The following is a 19,869-nucleotide window of genomic DNA, read 5'->3' on the forward strand; positions in this document are numbered from 1 at the left end:
CACTTGAGATTTGAACGAAATGCTCTACCTTTTGTCAGTGACGCTGAATCGCAGCGGCTATACGCAACTGAGTTTATGGAATCAGATGCCATTGCCCCCATGGCGTCAGGATGATCAAAAAGCATGGGGGATCGATGGTCTCGTCTAAGCTAATCGCAAATGCCGGATTGGCAGCCGAATTTCTCATGCTGATGGGCAATGAGAAACGGCTGTTGATCATGAGCCATCTGATCGACGGTGAAATGTCGGTCGGCTCCATCGCCGAAAAGGTGATGCTCAGCCAATCCGCCCTGTCGCAGCATCTGGCCAAGTTGCGGGCGCTGGACCTCGTCGAAACCCGTCGCGATCGGCAGATGATCTACTACTCCTGCAAATCCGATGCCGTGCGCGAACTGCTCGGCATGCTGGACGGCATTTTCGGCAGCGGCAAGGAGGACCTCTCCCAGATGGCGCACCGTTTGCGCCGCGCCGGAACCTGACCGTCCTGTAGCCACTTACCTCGCAACGCTTTCAGGGCGATGTGCGTCCATCCGGGCGCACAGGGGTGGCTGATCGTCCTGAATTGTCGCATCGTGGTTCCCAGCCGACGGTGAGCGCCGGCAATCCGTGCGGATTTTCGGGCGGCTGCGGTGACCACGAGGAACGCATGGATCCCATTCGCATCGTCGACCCGCAAGACCTGCGCGTTGCCGCCTACCTCGATATCCGCGAGCGAGACCTCGCCGGCCGGCAAGGTCGCTTCGTCGCCGAAGGCAAGGTGGTGCTCGACCTGCTGCTCTCGTCTGGGCGTTTTGGCGCCGAATCGGTGCTTGTCCTGGAAAACCGGCTGGCCGGCCTCGAAGGCATCCTGAGCAAGGCGCCGGCGGACCTGCCGGTCTATGTCGCCACCGGTGCGGTGATGGATGCAATCGCCGGGTTTCATATGCATCGCGGCATCCTGGCCATCGGTCGCAAGGGGACACCGCAATCCGCCGAGGCCTTGCTCGATGCCTTGCCGGCCCAGAGGCTGATCGTGGTGCTTGTCGGCATCGCCAACCACGACAATATGGGTTCAATCTTCCGCAACGCCGCCGCCTTTGGCGCCGATGCGGTCCTCATGGATGCGACATGCTGCGATCCGCTCTACCGCAAGGCGATCCGGGTTTCCGTCGGTGCCGCGCTCAAAATTCCCTTCGCGTCGTTCACCGACGCCGCCGGCTTCACGGCAACGCTTGACCGCCGCGGCTATGGCCAGTTTGCGCTGTCGCCGAGCGGGCAGACCGACATTCGCGATGCGCCGCGGCGCGAGCGCCTTGCGCTTTATCTCGGCACCGAGGGTGAAGGCCTGCCCGCAAGCCTGCTCGCGCGCTTGCAGACGGTACGGATCACCATGTCGGAGGGCTTCGACAGCCTGAACGTCGCGGCGGCGTCAGCCATCGCGCTGCATCATTTCTCGGCAAACAGGAACTGATTTCAGCTTGCTGCGTCCGCGTCCTGCAGCGCCCGCACGCGATCTGCAAGGCTGCGCTCACCATTGCCGGAGCGTGCATCCGAGGGTACTGCCAATGCCTTGGCGATCGGCGAATCAGGTCCCTCGAGCTTGGCCGTCAGGTGGACGACCTCCGCTGCCAGTTCGTTCATCTGCTCGCGCAAGGCGGAGCTGCCATCCGCGGGATTGGACACGACCAGCGCGGTCAAATCCGCCTTCAGCTGCTTGTTCTCGCGCGCCAGCACCGTCAGCCTCGCCTCGAGCCGCTCACGGTCGCTGTCGAGCTTGGCGATAGCCTTGTCGACGTCATCGCTCTTGGCGACATCGCCGGCCCTGCCGACCAGGCGCAGAGCCGGCGTGGTATCCTCGGCTTTCGACTTTTCTCGCAGCCGCGCCAGTTCCTTTTCGCGGCGGTCGAGCTTGTCCTCGCGATCGGCAAGAGTGGCCAGCAGCCGTTCGACCTTCCTGTCGAGGTCGGCGGTCTTTTTCTTCTCGGCTTTCACGGCATCGCGTGCAGCCTTGCTTTCGGCCGCGATCTCCTGGCCGCGCCTGTCCGCCTCCTTGCGCTGGCCGCGCAGCAACGCAATGTCGCTCGCAAGTTTCTGCATCTCGGATTCGCGCGCCACGAGTTCGATCTGTCGGCTGCTGGAGGAGAAGCTGGCGTCGTCATACATGCTCTCCAGCTTTTCAAGCTCGAGCGCGCGCTTCTCCAGCTTGCGTTCAGTTTCCTTGAGCCGGTCCGACAGACGGTGCAACTCGTCCTCCCGCTGCCGCAGCATTTCGCTCGTGGCCCCCAGTTCGCTCAGTACCTGGTTCTTCTCCATGCGCTCGATCGCCAGGCCCTTCATCGCCTCGTGGCCGCGACTGATCTCGACGAGCTGTTCGGCCACCTTCTCGCGCAACGCCTTGACGCTGATTTCGAGGCGGCGCGTCGACATGGCGTACTCGGCGCGAACGCGATCCTTGTCCGCCAGGATCTCGGTTTGCGTCAGAGGTATCGAGGCTTCGATGCGCTTGCGCGTCAGGGCGACGGCGCGGCGCCATATGGCCGGAGCAATCATAAGCGCCAGGAAGCCGGCGCAGAGAAAGCCGAGGACGAAGAACAGGACCGATTGGACCAAGTGACTACCCGTTGTGGACGGCAACCGCTAATGCAGGACTGTGCCACGTTGACATGGCGGAAATCCAGCGTTGCGGCAAGGCTTTGCCGCAACGGAACGGGATTAGCTCAGAACGGATTCCACGTGGCGCGTTCGGTGAGCTTCAGATAGCCGAGATTGACGCCGAGCCGGGCACCGACACCAGTGCGGATCGGCACCAAAAGCACATTGTTGTTCTTCAGCACGTTGAAGCCAACGCCGGCCACCACATAGGCCGAACCGGCGACGCCGCCATAGCGGTTGTAGAGGTTGCTCACATCGTCGAGATTGTAGACCAGCATCATCACCCGCGACCCCTCGCCGCCGAAATCCCAGCCGAGCGACGGGCCCTGCCAGAACACTTTGTGATCGCCGGCATTCTTGGTGTAGAGCGTGCCTTCGCCATAGGTCAGGCCGCCGATCAGCGCGCCCGAGCCCTCTTCGCCCAGCAGATAGCCGTTGGGCAGTCCGTAGGAAGCAAAAATCTTCTCGATAACCGTGGCCAGCCCGCCCGATGTCGCGCCGAAGAACTTGTGCCCGGAATCGACAATCTCCTGAGCGGTGTATTCCTGGGCCCGCAGGGCCGAAGTCGAGAAGACGAGAACGCCCATGAGCGCTATCGCCATTGAGATGACACGGAGAAAGCTCCGGTCTTGGACGACACGGACAAAAGTCCGGTCCGGGATGACACGGAAAAAAGTCCGGTCGCAGAATCGGGAAAACATGCTTCCAATCTCCGTCAGGGAGCACTTTCGCCGACGCCTCACACCCGTACGGCTCTTTTAGCCGGCCGTTAAGGGTAACTGTTACGGGCAAACTATGCCGTAATCCTTTTTCAACCATTAAGCTCCCACATGAACATGGCGGTTCAAAGGCTGTTTGGGACGCTCAGGTGGGTCGGCAGCCTGTGTGAACACGCCATTTGCCACCACAATTTCGGATTTGTTGCCGCACGCACGGGCGCTGTGTATTCAGGATGCCCGAGGAGAGTGCGTGATTCGTGTGGGCAGGCGACGAATCGATCGCTCGGCCATGAGTTATGAAATTTTGCAGGGATTTTCGCCGATGGCCGATCTGTTTGCCCTTTCCGCACCCGATCTGGCGGCACTTTTGTGCAGCCGGGTGTGCCACGACATCATCTCGCCGGTCGGCGCGATCAACAACGGGCTCGAACTGCTCGACGAAGGCGGCGCCGACGAGGACGCCATGAAACTGATCCGCCAGAGCGCCCGCAACGCTTCGGCCCGCCTGCAGTTCGCCCGCATCGCTTTCGGCGCCGCCGGGTCGGCCGGCATGCTGATCGATACCGGCGATGCCGAAGCCGTCGCCATCGCCTTCCTCAAGAACGAGAAGCCGGAACTGAGCTGGAACGGGACCCGCGCGCTGCTGCCCAAGAACAAGGTCAAGCTGCTGCTCAACCTGCTCCTCGTCGCCAACGCGGCCATTCCGCGCGGCGGCAAGCTTTCCGTGACGCTGGAAAACCTCGAAACCGAGCCGCGTTTCGCGCTTGCGGCGAGCGGCCCGATGCTGCGCGTGCCGCCGAAATTCCTCGAGCTGCATTCCGGCCACAAGCCGGAGGAACCGATCGACGCGCATTCCGTGCAGCCCTATTACACGCTGCTCCTGGCGCGCGAAGCCAACATGACGATCTCGATCCACGCGACGCCGGAAGAAATCGTGCTTTCAGCCGCCTGAATCCACGGCATTTCCCTAGAGAAGCGAAGTATTCCGATCCGCAATACCTGCGGTGGCGCTTCGATCGCAGTGAGATGAGCTTCACCTGGCTGGTCGTGCCGAAGCATTGCGAAGAACAGCCCGCAAACGGCATCTTTGCAAAAATTTTACCTAAACGCTTTTCGGCTTCTTTACCAGATCGGCCTATGGTGCCTTTCAGATGCCCGACGCCACCGGATTGCCAACAGGCAAGAGGACCCGGAAATGAAACGCTGCATGTTCGTCGACGATTCAAGTGTCATCAGGAAGGTTGCAAAACGCATCCTGGGCGGCTCCGACATGGTTGTCATCGAGGCTGCCAGCGGACTTGACGCACTGGAGATGTGCGCGGCCGACATGCCCGACATCATCGTCGTCGACGGCGCCTTGCCGGACGTGGCGGCGGTCGATCTCATCCGCCGCGTGCGCGCCATGGAGAGCCCGATAAGGCCGCAGATCCTGATTTCGCTAGTCGAGCTCGATATTGCTTCGATCATGCGGGCCAAGCGCGCCGGCGCCCAGGGCTATCTCCTGAAGCCGTTCAATCGGCCGCAACTGCTCGAGCGTTTTCGCACCCTGAAGATCGCCGCCTGATACGGGCGGCATGGCGCAATCTTCCAGGAAAAATGTGAGACGGTTTTCCGTCCAAAATTGCGTCAAAACAAATAGTTATCAGCCGATCACAAAAAAACCAGGCCGGAGCCGGGTTTTTTTGTCGAAGAAAAGTTCGGACGCTGCTCGCTGCTCAGGCGCTGACGCGGATGTCTTCCGGTTCGCGCAGCACATAGCCGCGACCCCAGACCGTCTCAATGTAGTTCTGACCGCCGGATGCCGCGTCGAGCTTCTTGCGCAGCTTGCAGATGAAGACGTCGATGATTTTCAGCTCGGGCTCGTCCATGCCCCCATAGAGGTGATTGAGGAACATTTCCTTGGTCAGTGTGGTGCCCTTGCGCAGCGAGAGCAGCTCCAGCATCTGATATTCCTTGCCGGTGAGGTGCACGCGCTGGCCGCCGACTTCAACGGTCTTGGCGTCGAGGTTGACCACCAGGTCGCCGGTAGTGATGACCGACTGGGCATGGCCCTTGGAGCGCCGCACAATGGCATGAATACGGGCGACCAGCTCATCTTTGTGGAACGGCTTGGTCATGTAGTCGTCGGCGCCGAAGCCGAGGCCGCGTACCTTGTCCTCGATGCCGGCCATGCCGGAGAGGATGAGGATCGGCGTTTTCACCTTGGACAGGCGAAGCGTTCTCAAGACTTCATAGCCCGACATGTCAGGCAGGTTGAGATCGAGAAGGATGATGTCGTAGTCGTAGAGCTTGCCTAGATCGACACCCTCTTCACCGAGATCGGTCGTGTAGACATTGAAACTTTCCGATTTCAGCATCAGTTCGATGCTTTGTGCGGTTGCACTGTCATCTTCTATCAGCAGAACACGCATTTCATTCCCCTTTTCTGCTGCCGGACCATTTCACGACCCGTCCGGACCCGGAGCAGTGGTTGCCTTGTGCAGAGGCTGCCATCAAATGGTTAACAAAACCTAATTTCCCGTCCACTACGGTACCAGATTTTTTAACCTCTTTCTACACCCTCTTGAATCTAATAACGAATCCCAGAACCCAATTCCTAATGCAACACATTAACAACCTGGACTAAGCGACTCCAGAGACTCATTGACGCGGCTCCCGCATCGGCGGCCGGAATTTTTACCCGGCCTTAAGTCCTGAGCCGTATGATTAACAATGCCCGTAAACGAATGGTTACCGCCGGCAAAAAACTTTAGGGTTTTGTTTCCTATAGTTCGGGGAAAGCCGGTGGACACGGGCAAGGCCTGGGCCTTTCCAGGCGGTTTGGACGATATGTGCGGGTGTGCGTTTCCGGGAGTACCGAATCATGAAGTCACGTGAAAACCTCGTTCGGCTGAAACAGTTTCAGGTGAATGAGAAGCGGCGGCAGCTGCTGCAGCTCGACATGATGATCGCCGAGTTCGAACGCATGGCCGTCGAACTGGAGCTTCAGATCACCGCCGAAGAAAAGAAAGCCGGCATCACCGACATCAACCATTTTGCCTATCCGACCTTTGCCAAGGCGGCGCGTTTACGTCGCGACAACCTTAGAAATTCGCAAAGCGACCTCGCCCACCAGCGAAGCACTGCCGAATCATTACTCGGCGAAGCTGAAGCGGAGCTTTCCAAGGCTGAGATGCTCGAATCACGCGACACCAAGATTCGCGAGGCCGAGGTCGGCGGCCGCAGCGCCATGATCGGCTGAAGTCCGGCCTGTCCGCGACGTCGGCGCTTGCCGGCGAGCGCAAAATCCCGCTTCCGGCCTTTGCCGGACGGCTACGAAAGACTCGGATCGAAGCTAGGCGGCCCAGCCGCCTTCATTTTCAGCAGTCGCCCGCGCCCTGGCCTCCTTGATGTCCGGCGCATGCTGTTCCGACCACGACCTGATCTGGTTGAGCAGTCCCGCCAGGTTCTGGCCAAGCTCAGTCAATTCATATTCGACGCGAGGCGGAATGACCGGGAAGATCTCGCGCCGCACCAGACCGTCGCGCTCAAGCACGCGCAATGTCTGCGTCAGCATCTTCGGCGTGATGCCTTCGAGCTTGCGGGCAAGCTCGCCATTGCGCAACCGGCCTTTGCGCAGCGCACAAACCACCAGATAGACCCATTTGCTGGCCAGCATCTCGAGCACGGTGTGCGAAGCACACGTGCGCCGGTACGCATCATAGCCGAAAGGAGACATATCTTCACTATCCATGGGGTAGCTATATATCATACAGGTACATACTGGACAAGGGACTATTACTATCCAAATTATAGTGGCACCAACCAAGCAGGAGAACATCCCATGCGTGCCGTTATCCAGAATTCCGTCGGCGGACCCGACGTCCTGGTCACTGCCAATCAGCCCGACCCTACGCCAAAGGCCGGCGAGGTGCTGGTCCGTGTCAAGGCAGCCGGCATCAATCCGGTCGATGGCTCCGTCCGGGCCGGCTATTACCCCCTGCTCGGCGAGCCACCCTTCATCCTGGGCTGGGATATCTCGGGAACCATCGAGGCGCTGGGCGCCGGCGTCACCGGCTTCAAGGTCGGCGACGAGGTGTTCGGCATGCCGCGCTTCCCCAAGCAGGCCGCCGCTTACGCCGAACTGGCGGCTGTGCCAGCCGATGAAATCGCGCTGAAGCCGAAGGGCGCCGACCACATCGAGGCAGGCGCATTGCCGCTGGCCGGCCTCACCGCCTGGCAAGGCTTGGTCCGCCATGGCGGGCTGAAATCAGGGCAGCGCGTGCTGATCCACGCGGCAGCCGGCGGCGTTGGCCATCTGGCGGTGCAGATCGCCAAGGCGCGAGGCGCCTACGTCATCGCCACCGCCAGCCCGCAAAAGCTCGATTTCGTCCGCTCGCTCGGCGCCGATGAGGTTCTCGATTATACCAAGGGCGATTTCGCCGACACGGTTGGCGACATCGATCTCGTGCTGGAGCCGATTGGCGGCGACCATGCCGATCGTTCGCTGAAGGTGGTCAGGAACGGCGGCGTGCTGGTGTCTTTGCTGAACGTGAATGACGCCACCAGGGCGCAGGCCAGCGCGCGCGACATAAGGGTCGAGCGCATGTCGGTGGTGCCTGACCGCCAAGGCCTGCTGGAACTTGCCCGGTTGATCGATGCGAAAAAGCTCGCCGTCCATGTGGCGAAAAGCTTCCCGCTCGAGCAGGCAGGTGCGGCGCACGCCTTTCTTGCCACCAAGCCGATCGGCAAAGTGGTGCTGACGGCCTGAGCGCCAAAAAGACTCGCTTTAAACAAAAGGGCGCGGAGTGCCGCGCCCTTTGATCTTTGTTCTGACCGGCTCGATCTCAGTGTTTGAGCAGGATCTTTTCCGAAAACCGGATTCCACTTTTCGGGATGATGCCCTAATGCCGGTATTGCTGGATGCGCGTGGTGCGCAGACCGGCAAGCCCATATTCGTCGATCGACGCCTGCCAGGACAGGAATTCCTCGGTGGTGAGCTTGTAGCGCTGGCATGCCTCTTCAAGGCTCAAAAGCCCGCCGCGCACCGCCGCAACCACTTCCGCCTTACGCCGGATAACCCAGCGACGTGTATTCGTCGGCGGCAGATCGGCAATCGTAAGAGGGCTGCCGTCAGGCCCGATAACATACTTGACTCTCGGTCTAACCAGATCGGTCATCGTACTCTCTACAAAAAACTCAAAGACCCAATCCCCGCCACGTTACCGCCACAGCTTTAAAAATTGCCTAAGCAGACCCTAATGACTAGGTAAGGATCATGAACGCCGCGTTAGTCTTTTCGCCGGCATTTGAAACATCAGCAGGGAAGCGCAGCAGCGGCGCGGAAAAATCTCTCAATTCGCCGGAACCGGTCGCTGCCTGTCGATCGGCCCTGCAAGCTGGCGTAGCCGGAAAGCTTGACCTATATTCGCGTCATTGGCATTCAGGCGCCGCGCAGAACGAAAGAACCATGAACAGCCTCGATCTTCCCGGACGTCCCGAAAACACCCGCATCGTCGTCGCCATGTCGGGCGGTGTTGATTCATCGGTCGTCGCCGGCCTGTTGAAGCGCGAGGGCTATGACGTCGTCGGCGTCACCTTGCAGCTCTACGATCATGGCGCGGCAACGCACCGGGCCGGCTCATGCTGCGCCGGGCAGGACATCGACGATGCGCGCCGAGTGTCGGAGACTCTCGGCATTCCCCACTATGTGCTCGACTACGAGGAACGCTTCCGCAAGGCGGTGATCGATCCCTTTGCTGAAAGCTACGTCGCCGGCGAGACGCCGATCCCGTGCGTTTCCTGCAACCAGACGGTGAAGTTCGCCGATCTTCTGGCCACCGCCAAGGAGCTTGGCGCCGACGCGCTGGCCACCGGCCATTATATCCGCTCCGGCGCCAATGGCGCCCACCGCGCGCTTTTCCGGCCGGTCGACGCCGACCGCGACCAGAGCTATTTCCTGTTCGCCACCACACAGGCGCAGATCGACTATCTGCGCTTCCCGCTCGGTGGCCTGTCGAAGCCGCAGGTTCGCGCCATCGCCGAGGAGATGGGGCTGACGGTTGCCGCCAAGCAGGACAGCCAGGACATCTGCTTCGTGCCGCAGGGCAAATATTCCGACATCATCGCCAAGCTGAAGCCGGCTGCTGCCAATCCGGGTGACATCGTCCACATCGACGGCCGCCTGCTCGGCCGCCACGAGGGCATCCTGCGCTACACGATCGGCCAGCGCCGCGGCATCGGCATCGCTTCCGGCGAGCCGCTTTACGTCGTCCATCTCGACGCCGACCGCGCCCGCGTCGTGGTCGGCCCGCGCGAGGCGCTTGAGACGCACAAGATCTATCTGCGCAACATGAACTGGCTGGGCGACGGGCCGCTGGCCGATGTCCCCGCCGGTGGCCTGGAGCTGTTCGCCAAGGTCCGTTCGACCCGCCCGCCCCGCCCTGCCGTGCTGCATCACCGCGCTGGCGCCACTTGGGTGGAACTGGTCGACGGCGAGTCCGGCATCGCGCCCGGACAGGCCTGTGTGCTCTATTCCGATGACGGCAACGAGGCGCGTGTGTTCGGCGGCGGCTTCATCGAGCGTTCGGAGCGTGGCGCCGAGGCCGAGGCCATGCTGACTCGGCTTTCCGCCAGGCCGGCGCAGATCCCCGCCGAGTAATCCGCTACCCGCTCAGAGACTGTTTCGAAATTCGCGCCGGCGAGTGACAGAGTCCAAACGGTCTCTCAGGAATTGGGCGTGGTATGCGTGACCGTCCCCGCGGTCAGGATGCGCAGCACCCTGATCGCTTCCTCGCCGCTGGTGCGCGGCTCGGCCCGTGTCTCGATGCACTGGATGAAATGCTCCAGCTCACGCGTCAGCGGCATGCCCTGGGCAACCGCGACATAGGACGGCTCATTGGTGGTGAAGGCCCATTGGCCGCTGTCCTGCCACACAGCGTGGCGGTAGACGGCAAGCTTGCGTTCCCATGGTTCGACGTCGTCGAACACCGCCATCGCCTTGGTGCCGACCACGGTCAGCCGCCGCTCGCGGTAGGGATTGAGCCGCGAGGTGAAGAGATGGCTGCGCAGGCCGTTGGGAAAGCGCATGTGCAGATGCGCGAAGTCGCTGAGATTGTCGAGCAGGGCAGCGCCTTCGCCGCGCACCTCGATCGGCTCGGTGCCGGTGATCGCCAGGATCATCGACAAATCGTGCGGCGCCAGGTCCCACAGCGCGTCGTTCTCGGTGTGGAACTTGCCAAGGCCGAGCCGATGCGAATGGATGTAGCGGACTTCGCCGAGTTCGCCCTTGTCGATCAGCCCCTTCAGCGTCTCGAAGGCGGGATGAAAACGCAAGACATGGCCGACCATGAAGACGCGGCCATTGTCCTTGGCCGCCTGCACCGCGCGCTCGGCGTCTGGCACCGTCAGCGCGATCGGCTTCTCCACCAGCACGTCCTTGCCGCTCTCGGAGGCGCGCACCGCGAGGTCGGCATGGAATTGCGGCGGCAACGCCATGACGATGGCGTCGATATCGTCACGGACGAACAGCTGGTCGGGCTCGATCGCCAGGCAATCCTGCTCGCTGGCGAAGCCTTCGGCGCGAGCCCGGTTGGCGTCGGACACCGCGTGCAACGCGCCGAGCGCCTTGAGGGTGCGGATGTGGTTGCTGCCCCAGTATCCGCAACCGAGGACTGCAATGCGCGGTTTCATCTGTTTCAACTCTTAAAACTCGTGGCCGAGACATAGCGACGTGCCCCTACGAACTCAACCCCGGCGGCAGCAACCAAATGTCTGCGCGGCAAAGCTTTTCGACAATGACAATAAGCCGGCGCGCCGGTTGCTTCGAAGCTTGACAGGCTCGCCCTCCCAACCTTATATCCGCGCGACCTTGGCGAACGCCCCCGACATGCCTTTCGATTTAAGGCGCATTTCGGGCCTTTCGCCGCCCTGGCGGGGTAGCTCAGTTGGTTAGAGCACGGGAATCATAATCCTGGGGTCGGGGGTTCAAGTCCCTCTCCCGCTACCACCTTCAAATTCCGAACAATTCTCCAGTGGCCGCACGGTTTCCCGAAAGCCCAGCGTTTGCGGGATGTGCAGCCGAAAGCTGTGGAGTGCGGCAGCGCCCTGAGCGTGCAAATTGCTCTCTGAATGCCAATCATTCTCCGAAGCTGGGGAGTAGCCCCAAAAATCCCCAGGTTTTGACAACAGCAATATCAATGCCTTAGCGCCGGCCTTGCTGGGGGCGGTTTTGCGGTTCGCTCACCTGTCGAGAAGGACCACAACTAAGTCGTCGCTCGCTAGGTCCGGGTTGCGCCACCTACGGACATCGCCAAGTCACTACTCAGACGTCGCGTTTGGGCCGGGAGCCGACTGGCAGCTTCGAGGCGTGGAATTTCAGAAGCGGACCTCAGATGCACTGCGTGCATTGACGTGAACTGACCCGAAGCGGACACTCAAATGGGTGGGCGATCATCACCCGCTCTGCCCCACAAGCAGACCCTTGCGAGCAGATCTCAGGATCACCCTGGCGCTTGGCAGCTGAGGTTCTGCCCCTCATCTCCAGTGCCTGCTAGTCAGCCTACAGCACCGATACGGTGATCTAGAGAACGGCAGCAGCTTCGCGGATGACCGAGGTTTCTAGGCCTTCAGCGATCTCGCTAATCCGAAGCTGATTCCGATAGTCAGCTCGGAGCTCATGGCCCGACCTTCTTGAGAGCTTGGCCAACTCCGTTGCAGCACGCACCGCCAACCAACACGCGCCCTGACTTATCGCAGTATCATAGGCTCTAGTTAGGACTTTCATCCCTCGGGTCACATCCGCCTTGGCGACCAAGCAACCCTCAATACGTTCTATTTCAGCCTGCGCCCATTTCTCGCCGGTCTTGTCCATCGCCTCGACAGCATTCTCGATTGCCGCGAGACCCTCATCGATCCGTCCATGCCGGAGGCAAATGTCCGCAATCGACGAATAGAAGTGCGGCAAGTGCAGCTCAGAGCCAGTCGAGCGCCATCGGTTCATGCCGTCTCGCAGCATTCTGAGTCCTTCGTCGGGCAGGTTGCTGCCGATAGCCCAGCCGAGCACCGTGCGAGCACCTCCGGACCAGGATGCCAGCCTGCGGTTGTCAGCTAATATGAGCATTCGTTCAGCGATCTCACGGCACTCGGCCGGCTCATTGCGGAACCGTCGGGCAATGGCGAGATTCATGAGGATAAATGCCAGATTGAGCGGATGATCGAGCCGCTCCGCGGTTTCAACGCTTGACGCACAATTGGCGAGCCCGGTGTCGACCCGCCCTGCGAGCACCTGCACCACGCCCAGATAGCTGCGACAGATCGCGGGGCCGTCCTCTCCATATCTTGCGACATCGAAATCCCCATTGGAGGTCGCCCAGGCATTGATTCCGGCCTCGGCTTCCCGTGCGGCATCCCCAATGGCACCGAGATAGAAATAGGAAGTGGCGAGCGCCCGATGCGCCAAAGTCGTTTCCTCAACGTTTTCTCCGCACGAGGTTTCGGCAAGGAGTTGCTTGGCCAGGTCTCGGCTCCGGTGCAGGTCAGGCCGGTCAAGGTAGAAGTTCCAAAGCGAACGTCGGACAAAAAAGAGGTTGGAGGTGAGGCCCGTGGATATACAAAGCTCTTCGGCACGGAGAAAGTTCGCTTCAACCTTCTCCGACGCATATCCAGCTGACGCGTTCAGCGGGACGCCCATTTCAATCCGGATTCTAAGTTCAAGCTCATTTGTATCGCCCGAGCTAGTGACCGCTTCCAAGGCATCCAGCGCGCCCGTGAAATGCGCGACCGCCTCCGGATTGGCATATCGCGCCGCGGCAGCGCGCCCTGCTTGGAGGAAGCATTCAGCTGCCTCAAGATACCGCTTTGCCGCTATGAGGTGATGTGCAACCAGCTCCGGTTCGGCCGTCGGCTCCATGCCGAGTTTGTCGGCCAGCCGGCTGTGTATGTCCTGGCGCACCGATTTCAACATACTGTGATAGGCAGCATCGCGAACGAGCGCGTGCTTGAACGTATATCGTGCGTCCGAGCCCCTTCCGCGCCGGAAGACGAGCTCGGCATCCACGAGCTTATCGAGTGCCTCTTCCAACTGGGCAGCGCTGAGCCGCGTGACCGATCCGAGGAGGTCGTGGCGGAATTCGCGGCCGATGCATGCGGCCATTTGCGCAACTTCCTTGACCGGCTGCAATCGGTCGAGGCGGGCCATCAGCGAATCGTGCAACGTTAGCGGAATGTCGAGATTTGCGAGTGTGGCGTGATCTTGGTCGAAGACGGCTGCGCGATCGAAGTGGCGGGCTTCGAGAACACTCTTTGTCAGCTCTTCAATGAACAGCGGCACACCATCCGTCGCGGCGATGATCTTGTCCACAATGATGGCTGGTAGTCGAATATCGCCAGCGAGTTTCTCGATGAAAGCGGTGGTCTGTTCACGGCCCAGGCGATTAAGCGCCAATTTCGTCACTATGGGATGTCCCCCAAAACCGTGTTCGAAGGTCGGTCTCGTCGTCACCATCATCATGACCCGAGCGTGCTGAATCCGTTCTACACATTGATCCAACAATTCGAGCGTTGTCGCGTCAATCCAGTGGATGTCCTCGATCACGAACAACAATGGCAGCCTTGCTGCAGCGTCGAGGATGTCGTTCAACAATCCGTCAAGCGTTCGCGCTCGCAGCTGCTGCGGGTTCAGGCCCGTCAAAGCATCGCTCTGGTAGTTTTGAAGATCGAGCAGGGAAGCGAAGATAGGCAACAACGGATTCGCTGGACCTTTGGTGCCTTCGAGTTTTCTGACCTTCTCTTCATCCCCGTCGGCTTCTTCAATACCGACAGTGCGGCGGAGTTGCTGAACAGCTGGATAGAGCGGCGAGCCAGAGTAATACGGCGAGCACTGATAGCTCACCCGCACATGTTTCTCTTGAGAGACCGCGTCTATCAAGGCGCGGGTGATGCGAGATTTGCCGATACCCGCCTCGCCGCTGAGTAGCACGAGCTGGCCTTCGCCCCTCTTCGATTGCCCCCAACGTTCGAGAGCAAGTCCGAGTTCGAGGTCCCTTCCGAACATGATTTGAGGAGCGCTCGTGACGCGCGCGTCATAGCGCGTCTCGACGGCATGTTCCCCGACAACCAGAAACGGCGAGAAGGGTATCGAAAATCCCTTCAGCTCGATAGGCCCCAAGCTCTCAACCGCGAATATTCCGCCGAGCAACTTTCTCGTGCTCTCGGCGACCACCACATATCCCGGTTGGGCCAGGGCTTGCAGCCGAGCGGCGAGATTGGGCGTTTCGCCAACGACGACTTCTTCTTGTGCGGACCCAGTCCCGATGACGTCTCCGACGACACACAATCCCGTGGCAATTCCCACTCTAGCTGCGAGTGGCACTTGACCGGGAGTGCGCAAACTGGCGACAGCTTTCACTATGGAACGTCCAGAGCGGACCGCCCGCTCGGCGTCCTCCTCGTGGGCGTGTGGCCAGCCGAAGTAGCACAGCACGCCGTCGCCCATGAATTTGGCGACATAGCCATCATAACGGGCGACCTCTGCGGCGACCAACGATTGATATGCGGCTATGACCGAGCCCAAGTCCTCAGGATCGAGCGTCGACGCCAGCGCAGTCGATCCCACGAGGTCGACGAACATGACTGTGAGGTGGCGCCTCTCTGCCTCACTCCCCTCTCGCTTAGGTACTACACTTTGGAGAGCATCCCACTTGGCATCGTCGTCTGCTTTCAGCGGTTGGGCCGGTGGACGCGAGAGCTCGGCGATGGCGGTCAGGATTCTTCTCCGGTGACCAACAGATCTTACGCCAAGCTCCCGAAGGTCATCGTCGGAGAGCTTTGGTAGAATTGCCGGTTCAATGTCGTTGTCGATGAATGCGCCGGCATACTGCTCAAGGCCCAAGCCTTGCAGCCATGAAGCGATCTCCTTGCCGCCCTGCTGATGATCCATCGAGGCAGTCAAGCGCACATGCTCAAAATGTCAATCGGACCACGTAAGAATGCGTCACCCTTTGTGTTCAGGTGCGGACGAGCGGCGTCCGCGCTGCACCAAAACGCCCCCAATCCGATTGGCTGGGATCACGGCAGCTCCAGGCGCAACCGCGACCTTCAGCGTGATCGCGTGCAATGTCTGCTTTCAGGCGGCAGCAGGGCTGATCGCTACGGCCGACATGCGGCGCAAAGCTGCCGTTCCTTCCGTGCGCGAAACTTACGGATCCGGGTCAAAAGGCGATCTTTGCCGGCGGACGATCCATGTTGATGGCGTGCCCAATTAAACGAGCGATAAAGGGCCGAAATGGATTTTGCGACCCCATTGTCATACCGGAGCGTGGGTTAGAGCGGCCTCAAATCAATGAGTTGTCGAGACAGCTACTCAACAACAGCACGGAGAAGCAGGCGACGATCATGACGGCGAAGAGAGACACTCAACCCCCGAGCATTCGAGGACCGAGAGCATCGATGCAGTACTGCCATGTCCGCAATGCCCCAGCGAACGGACGTGGGGCAGATATTTCAGAAACGACGCGTATGACCCATCTCGGAAGTCGGGCCGGATAGACTCTAGGCCAGGGTACCAATACAATCCCAATTGCCCGGCTTTCTGAAAGTATTCAACCCACATGGCCGAGACTCGAACCCAACGCCGCCTTGCTGCAATTTTGGCAGCCGATGTTGTTGGTTATTCCCGCCTGATGGAACGCGATGAGGCTGGCACACTAGCCGCATTGAAATCACGTCGGCAGGCCGTGTTGTCTCCATTGGTCGTCCAGCACAATGGTCGCGTAGTCAAACTTATGGGCGACGGTGTGCTTGTCGAGTTCGCCAGTGCAGTTGATGCGGTACAATGCGCGGTTGAACTACAAAAGGGATTCACTGCTGCTAACGAAGGCATTCCCGAAGCCTCGCACATCGTCCTGCGTATCGGCATCAATCTGGGCGACGTGATCGTCGAGGGCAGTGATCTCTATGGCGACGGTGTCAACGTGGCCGCCCGGCTGGAGGGACTGGCTGAGCCCGGCGGCATCTACGTCTCCGCCACCGTGCACGATCATGTCACAGGCAAGCTGGCATTGGCGTTCGACGATCTGGGCGAGCACACACTCAAGAACATCGCGAAGCCAGTGCGGGTTTATCGCGCCGGAACAGGCGAGACCGGCAGACGTGCGGCGCAACCGGCGACTGCACTTCCGGAGAAGCCATCGATTGCGGTCCTGCCCTTTGCGAATATGAGCGGCGATCCCGAGCAGGAGTACTTTTCCGACGGCATCACCGAGGACATTATCACCGACCTTTCGAAAGCGTCCGGACTCTCCGTCGTCGCGCGAAATACCGTCTTTACCTTCAAGGGCAAGGCGGTATTGATCGAGGAGGTGGCGAAGAAGCTGAATGTCGCCTACGTCCTGGAAGGAAGTGTACGCAAGGCTGGAGGGCGAGTGCGTATCACGGCTCAGCTAATCAATGGTCGTGGCGGTGACCATATTTGGGCCGAGCGGTATGACCGGACGCTGGACGATATCTTTGCCCTTCAGGACGAGATATCCAAAAGCATTGTCGACGTGCTCAAAGTGAAGCTGTTGCCCGAAGAACTGGCGACAATTACAAACCGCTCGACCGACAACCCAGAGGCTTACGAGACGCTGTTGATGGGCAGGTCGTTCCTCAATAGGGGAGTCGAGACCAAGTTTATCAAGACAGCGCAGCGACTGTTTGCCAGAGCTGTTGAAATTGACCCAAATTATGCGCGCGCTTATGCCGCTTTGGCTGATTGCGAGTGGCTTCTGTTGACCTGCAACGATCCCGATGCCAGCTTCGAGGCGGTTCTTTCCAACAGTACGCGGGCGCTGGAACTTGAGCCAGGTCTCGCCGATGCCCACGCATCACGTGGCGGGGCCTTTTTCGTAAATGGCCGGTATGCCGAGGCGGAAGTGGAGTTCGAGCGAGCTTTAGAGTTAGACGCCAGTTCTTCCGATACCTATTTCTCTTACGGCCGGAATTGTTTCATTCAAGGTCAATACGAGAAAGCTGCCGCGCTGTACCAGCGTGCCGTATCGTTGTCACCCGATGACTATCGGGTCTGGACCAATCTAGTGATGGTCTATGTTTCACTTGGCCGCAGCGACGACGCCAAGGAAGCTGCAAGGCAAGGTGTGCTGGGAGTGGAAAAGGAAGTCAAAGCGCATCCCGACAATGCCACCGCGCTATGTTACGGCGCCGCAATGCTGGTGGAAAATGGCGAGATTGAACGCGCGCTGTCGTGGGTCTCCCGTGCTGAAATGTTCGCCGGAGACAACATTGCGGTTCAGTACAACATAGGCTGTTTTTATGCGAGGCTGGGCAAGGCGGAACAGGCTATCGATTGCCTGGAACGTCAGCTAACTGCATCACATGCCTACCTCATTTTGCGCATGCCTTGGATGCGTCAGGATAGCGACCTCGACTCGCTCCGCGCTCATCCCCGTTATGTCGCGCTCGTCAATCGGATGGAGGCCCAAATAGCCGCGACTGGGGCTCGAATATCAGCAGGCCACGAGGAGAGTGAAGCAATAACCCTGAATATGAAGCCCGGAAAATGAGCTGATTGAGCGCAGGTCCGTTCCTGGCCCTGCTGCAACATGATAAGGGGCGCAGAAAAGGGCTGCTGAGGGCCAGGGAGCCGACGTCGAACCGGGTCAGTTTTGCCCGGATACCAGCTGTGGGCGTTGGCATGGCTGGCCGAAATAAGACATACCCAGGCTAAATACCGCAGAAACCGACCCATGGTTTTGCCCCTCATGCTCAGCCTATAGCATATTAGTGGGAACTATGTTTGGCTGAGGTCGCATAGCTCGGCGCAGAGGTCCGACCAAAACCCGCCGCAATCACGGTATCCGCAACCCGGTGGGTCACCCATGTTGACATTGTGGCTAATTAAACGGCGCGCCGCCATCGCGGCGAAAGCGGCCCGATAGGCACAAAGCAGCTTCGCCCCTAAGGTAGATCCGGAATGAGCGCAATTGGGCCGGGAGCCGACTGGCCGCTTCGAGGCGTGGAATTTCAGAAGCGGACCTCAGATGCACTGCGTGCATTGACGTGAACTGACCCGAAGCCGACATTCCCCTCATTGCCAAAGTTCAGTATCTTGGGCTGCGAGCTTCGCATCTGTCTAGGTAACGTGTCGCAGTTACCCAATCGATTGTCAGGCGGTCATGCAAACCCACGAGACGCGCTATGCACAATGCGGCGACATTTCCATTGCCTATCAGGTAGTCGGTGATGGCCCAACGGATTTGCTCTACGCTCAAGGCTGGCTCAGCAACATCGAGTACGCTTGGGAAAGCCCCGAATACGCTCGATTTCTCAGCGGACTTGGCCGCTTTTCCCGCCTGGTCTTTTTCGACAAACGCGGTACGGGGATGTCCGACCGAAACGTGGGCTTCCCAACACTCGAACAGAGGACCGAGGACATCAAGGCCGTACTCGATGCCGTCGGATCGAAGCAAGCGGCGCTCTTCGGAGTTTCCGAGGGCGGGAACATGGCTTCCTTGTTTGCCGCTACGTATCCCGAAAGGGTGAGCGCGTTGGTTCTGTACGGCTGCCGTGCTCGCCGGGCATGGGCGCCTGACTACCCTTGGGGCGCGACCCAAGAGGGGTTCGAGCGCTTTGTAAAGTCGCTGCTCGACAACTGGGGTCGGACATTCGACCTTACCGACGGAGCGCCGAGTGTGGCAGGCGACCCTGCGGTGCAGAGTTGGCATGCGGCCTATCTTCGATTTGCGGCCAGCCCGCACGCTGCCGAATTGATCACCCGACTCAACTACGAGATCGATATTCGCGCGATCCTCCCCGCCATACAGGTGCCGACCCTCGTCCTGCATCGTGAGGGTGATCGTTGGACGGCAGTCGATGAGGGATCCTATTTGGCTGAGCGAATTCCTCACGCTGAATTTCGCCTTCTGCCCGGCAATGACCACATCCCATGGTACGGCGATCAGGACGAGTTGATCGGGCAGGTCGAAGAGTTCGTCACCGGTACACGGATGACCGCAAAGCCCGGACGGGCGCTCATGACCCTGCTGATGACGGATATCGTCGATTCGACCAAAACCCTGAGTGCCGTGGGGGATGACCGGTGGCGGACGATTCTTGAACAGCTGGAAGTCAATGCAAGCCGACGCGTTGCGGCTCTCGGTGGACAAATGATCAAGCATACTGGCGATGGATATCTCCTCACATTTGCAGGGCCTACTCCGGCGTTTGAATGTGCCAAGGCGCTTGCGCGAGACGCGAAAGCGTTTGGGCTGGAGTTGCGGACTGGTATCCACATTGGAGAGTGCGAGCACCGCGGCGACGACTTGAGCGGTCTGGCGGTCCATTTGGTGGCGCGAATCATGGCGGAATCGTCCCCAGGCTCGATCCTCGCCTCCAGCACAGTGAAGGATCTAGCAGTCGGCTCTGGGTTGAACTTCACCTTCGCTGGGCGCCGGGAGATGAAAGGCATCCCCGAGGGCTGGGAGCTTTACGCATTGGCAAGCTGAAGCCAATGTCTACTTCTGGCGCGTTCCTGACATTCAGT

General features: G+C 59.9%; 16 protein-coding genes and 1 tRNA gene. 10 read left to right on the forward strand and 7 right to left on the reverse strand.

Features of this window, described 5'->3' with window-relative positions:
• The first annotated feature begins 134 nt into the window (after positions 1-134).
• Positions 135-479 (forward strand): ArsR/SmtB family transcription factor, encoded by a 345-nt coding sequence (locus tag AC1D08_RS21820; protein ID WP_477424029.1) that lies wholly within the window; start codon positions 135-137, stop codon positions 477-479.
• 167 nt (positions 480-646) lie between these two features.
• A complete protein-coding gene (locus AC1D08_RS21825; protein ID WP_457153893.1) occupies positions 647-1,450 on the forward strand; it encodes a TrmH family RNA methyltransferase in 804 nt (267 codons plus the stop codon).
• A 2-nt stretch (positions 1,451-1,452) separates the two neighbouring features.
• Here AC1D08_RS21825 and AC1D08_RS21830 read toward each other — a convergent pair whose 3' ends face one another.
• Positions 1,453-2,589, reverse strand: a complete 1,137-nt coding sequence (locus AC1D08_RS21830) for a coiled-coil domain-containing protein (RefSeq protein WP_477423946.1) — start codon at positions 2,587-2,589, stop codon at positions 1,453-1,455.
• 107 nt (positions 2,590-2,696) lie between these two features.
• The gene (locus AC1D08_RS21835; protein ID WP_246461785.1) at positions 2,697-3,233 is read right to left on the reverse strand and encodes a DUF1134 domain-containing protein; all 537 of its coding nucleotides are present in this window, start codon (positions 3,231-3,233) and stop codon (positions 2,697-2,699) included.
• A gap of 439 nt (positions 3,234-3,672) precedes the next feature.
• On the opposite strand from AC1D08_RS21835, the gene chpT reads away from it, so the two are divergent.
• Positions 3,673-4,302, forward strand: coding sequence for a histidine phosphotransferase ChpT (gene chpT / locus AC1D08_RS21840; RefSeq protein ID WP_095091686.1), 630 nt, complete (start codon positions 3,673-3,675; stop codon positions 4,300-4,302).
• Positions 4,303-4,545: 243 nt separating this feature from the next.
• Positions 4,546-4,914 (forward strand): response regulator, encoded by a 369-nt coding sequence (locus AC1D08_RS21845; RefSeq protein ID WP_095090784.1) that lies wholly within the window; start codon positions 4,546-4,548, stop codon positions 4,912-4,914.
• 151 nt (positions 4,915-5,065) lie between these two features.
• Here AC1D08_RS21845 and ctrA read toward each other — a convergent pair whose 3' ends face one another.
• Complete coding sequence (gene ctrA / locus AC1D08_RS21850; RefSeq protein WP_006203583.1) at positions 5,066-5,761, reverse strand: response regulator transcription factor CtrA; 696 nt, start codon at positions 5,759-5,761, stop codon at positions 5,066-5,068.
• A gap of 452 nt (positions 5,762-6,213) precedes the next feature.
• Between ctrA and AC1D08_RS21855 the strand changes: the two genes are divergently transcribed.
• Entirely contained in the window at positions 6,214-6,591 is a 378-nt protein-coding gene (locus AC1D08_RS21855) for a flagellar export protein FliJ (RefSeq protein WP_095090783.1), read from the forward strand.
• Between the two features lie 93 nt (positions 6,592-6,684).
• Here the strand turns inward: AC1D08_RS21855 and AC1D08_RS21860 are convergent, their stop codons facing one another.
• Positions 6,685-7,083, reverse strand: a complete 399-nt coding sequence (locus AC1D08_RS21860) for a winged helix-turn-helix transcriptional regulator (protein ID WP_477423948.1) — start codon at positions 7,081-7,083, stop codon at positions 6,685-6,687.
• 90 nt (positions 7,084-7,173) lie between these two features.
• Between AC1D08_RS21860 and AC1D08_RS21865 the strand changes: the two genes are divergently transcribed.
• Positions 7,174-8,100, forward strand: a complete 927-nt coding sequence (locus tag AC1D08_RS21865) for an NADP-dependent oxidoreductase (protein WP_457155407.1) — start codon at positions 7,174-7,176, stop codon at positions 8,098-8,100.
• 133 nt (positions 8,101-8,233) lie between these two features.
• Here the strand turns inward: AC1D08_RS21865 and sciP are convergent, their stop codons facing one another.
• Positions 8,234-8,509, reverse strand: coding sequence for a CtrA inhibitor SciP (gene sciP / locus AC1D08_RS21870; protein WP_006203587.1), 276 nt, complete (start codon positions 8,507-8,509; stop codon positions 8,234-8,236).
• Between the two features lie 290 nt (positions 8,510-8,799).
• On the opposite strand from sciP, the gene mnmA reads away from it, so the two are divergent.
• The gene (mnmA, locus tag AC1D08_RS21875; protein ID WP_477418877.1) at positions 8,800-9,990 is read left to right on the forward strand and encodes a tRNA 2-thiouridine(34) synthase MnmA; all 1,191 of its coding nucleotides are present in this window, start codon (positions 8,800-8,802) and stop codon (positions 9,988-9,990) included.
• Between the two features lie 65 nt (positions 9,991-10,055).
• On the opposite strand, the gene AC1D08_RS21880 is transcribed toward mnmA, so the two are convergent.
• Entirely contained in the window at positions 10,056-11,021 is a 966-nt protein-coding gene (locus tag AC1D08_RS21880; protein ID WP_095081773.1) for a Gfo/Idh/MocA family protein, read from the reverse strand.
• A 239-nt stretch (positions 11,022-11,260) separates the two neighbouring features.
• Between AC1D08_RS21880 and AC1D08_RS21885 the strand changes: the two genes are divergently transcribed.
• A tRNA-Met gene (locus AC1D08_RS21885) sits at positions 11,261-11,337 on the forward strand.
• Positions 11,338-11,910: 573 nt separating this feature from the next.
• Here AC1D08_RS21885 and AC1D08_RS21890 read toward each other — a convergent pair.
• Positions 11,911-15,267 carry an ATP-binding protein gene (locus tag AC1D08_RS21890; protein WP_477423950.1) on the reverse strand — a complete coding sequence of 1,119 codons (3,357 nt, stop codon included), beginning with the start codon at positions 15,265-15,267 and terminating at the stop codon, positions 11,911-11,913.
• Positions 15,268-15,937: 670 nt separating this feature from the next.
• Between AC1D08_RS21890 and AC1D08_RS21895 the strand changes: the two genes are divergently transcribed.
• Positions 15,938-17,890, forward strand: coding sequence for a tetratricopeptide repeat protein (locus AC1D08_RS21895; protein WP_477423952.1), 1,953 nt, complete (start codon positions 15,938-15,940; stop codon positions 17,888-17,890).
• Positions 17,891-18,502: 612 nt separating this feature from the next.
• Positions 18,503-19,831, forward strand: a complete 1,329-nt coding sequence (locus AC1D08_RS21900; RefSeq protein WP_477423954.1) for an adenylate/guanylate cyclase domain-containing protein — start codon at positions 18,503-18,505, stop codon at positions 19,829-19,831.
• Positions 19,832-19,869: the final 38 nt, after the last annotated feature.

It is taken from the genome of Mesorhizobium sp. P2_E6 (assembly GCF_056403835.1).

Bases quoted from the DNA above. Each gene is read 5' to 3' on its own strand.
- chpT (WP_095091686.1), top strand. From the start codon at position 3,673: ATGGCCGATCTGTTTGCCCTTTCCGCACCCGATCTGGCGGCACTTTTG.
- mnmA (WP_477418877.1), top strand. From the start codon at position 8,800: ATGAACAGCCTCGATCTTCCCGGACGTCCCGAAAACACCCGCATCGTC.
- AC1D08_RS21820 (WP_477424029.1), top strand. From the start codon at position 135: ATGGTCTCGTCTAAGCTAATCGCAAATGCCGGATTGGCAGCCGAATTT.
- AC1D08_RS21900 (WP_477423954.1), top strand. From the start codon at position 18,503: ATGCAAACCCACGAGACGCGCTATGCACAATGCGGCGACATTTCCATT.
- AC1D08_RS21895 (WP_477423952.1), top strand. From the start codon at position 15,938: ATGGCCGAGACTCGAACCCAACGCCGCCTTGCTGCAATTTTGGCAGCC.
- sciP (WP_006203587.1), bottom strand. From the start codon at position 8,509: ATGACCGATCTGGTTAGACCGAGAGTCAAGTATGTTATCGGGCCTGAC.
- AC1D08_RS21825 (WP_457153893.1), top strand. From the start codon at position 647: ATGGATCCCATTCGCATCGTCGACCCGCAAGACCTGCGCGTTGCCGCC.
- AC1D08_RS21845 (WP_095090784.1), top strand. From the start codon at position 4,546: ATGAAACGCTGCATGTTCGTCGACGATTCAAGTGTCATCAGGAAGGTT.
- AC1D08_RS21835 (WP_246461785.1), bottom strand. From the start codon at position 3,233: ATGGCGATAGCGCTCATGGGCGTTCTCGTCTTCTCGACTTCGGCCCTG.
- AC1D08_RS21890 (WP_477423950.1), bottom strand. From the start codon at position 15,267: ATGGATCATCAGCAGGGCGGCAAGGAGATCGCTTCATGGCTGCAAGGC.
- AC1D08_RS21855 (WP_095090783.1), top strand. From the start codon at position 6,214: ATGAAGTCACGTGAAAACCTCGTTCGGCTGAAACAGTTTCAGGTGAAT.
- ctrA (WP_006203583.1), bottom strand. From the start codon at position 5,761: ATGCGTGTTCTGCTGATAGAAGATGACAGTGCAACCGCACAAAGCATC.
- AC1D08_RS21880 (WP_095081773.1), bottom strand. From the start codon at position 11,021: ATGAAACCGCGCATTGCAGTCCTCGGTTGCGGATACTGGGGCAGCAAC.
- AC1D08_RS21865 (WP_457155407.1), top strand. From the start codon at position 7,174: ATGCGTGCCGTTATCCAGAATTCCGTCGGCGGACCCGACGTCCTGGTC.
- AC1D08_RS21860 (WP_477423948.1), bottom strand. From the start codon at position 7,083: ATGGATAGTGAAGATATGTCTCCTTTCGGCTATGATGCGTACCGGCGC.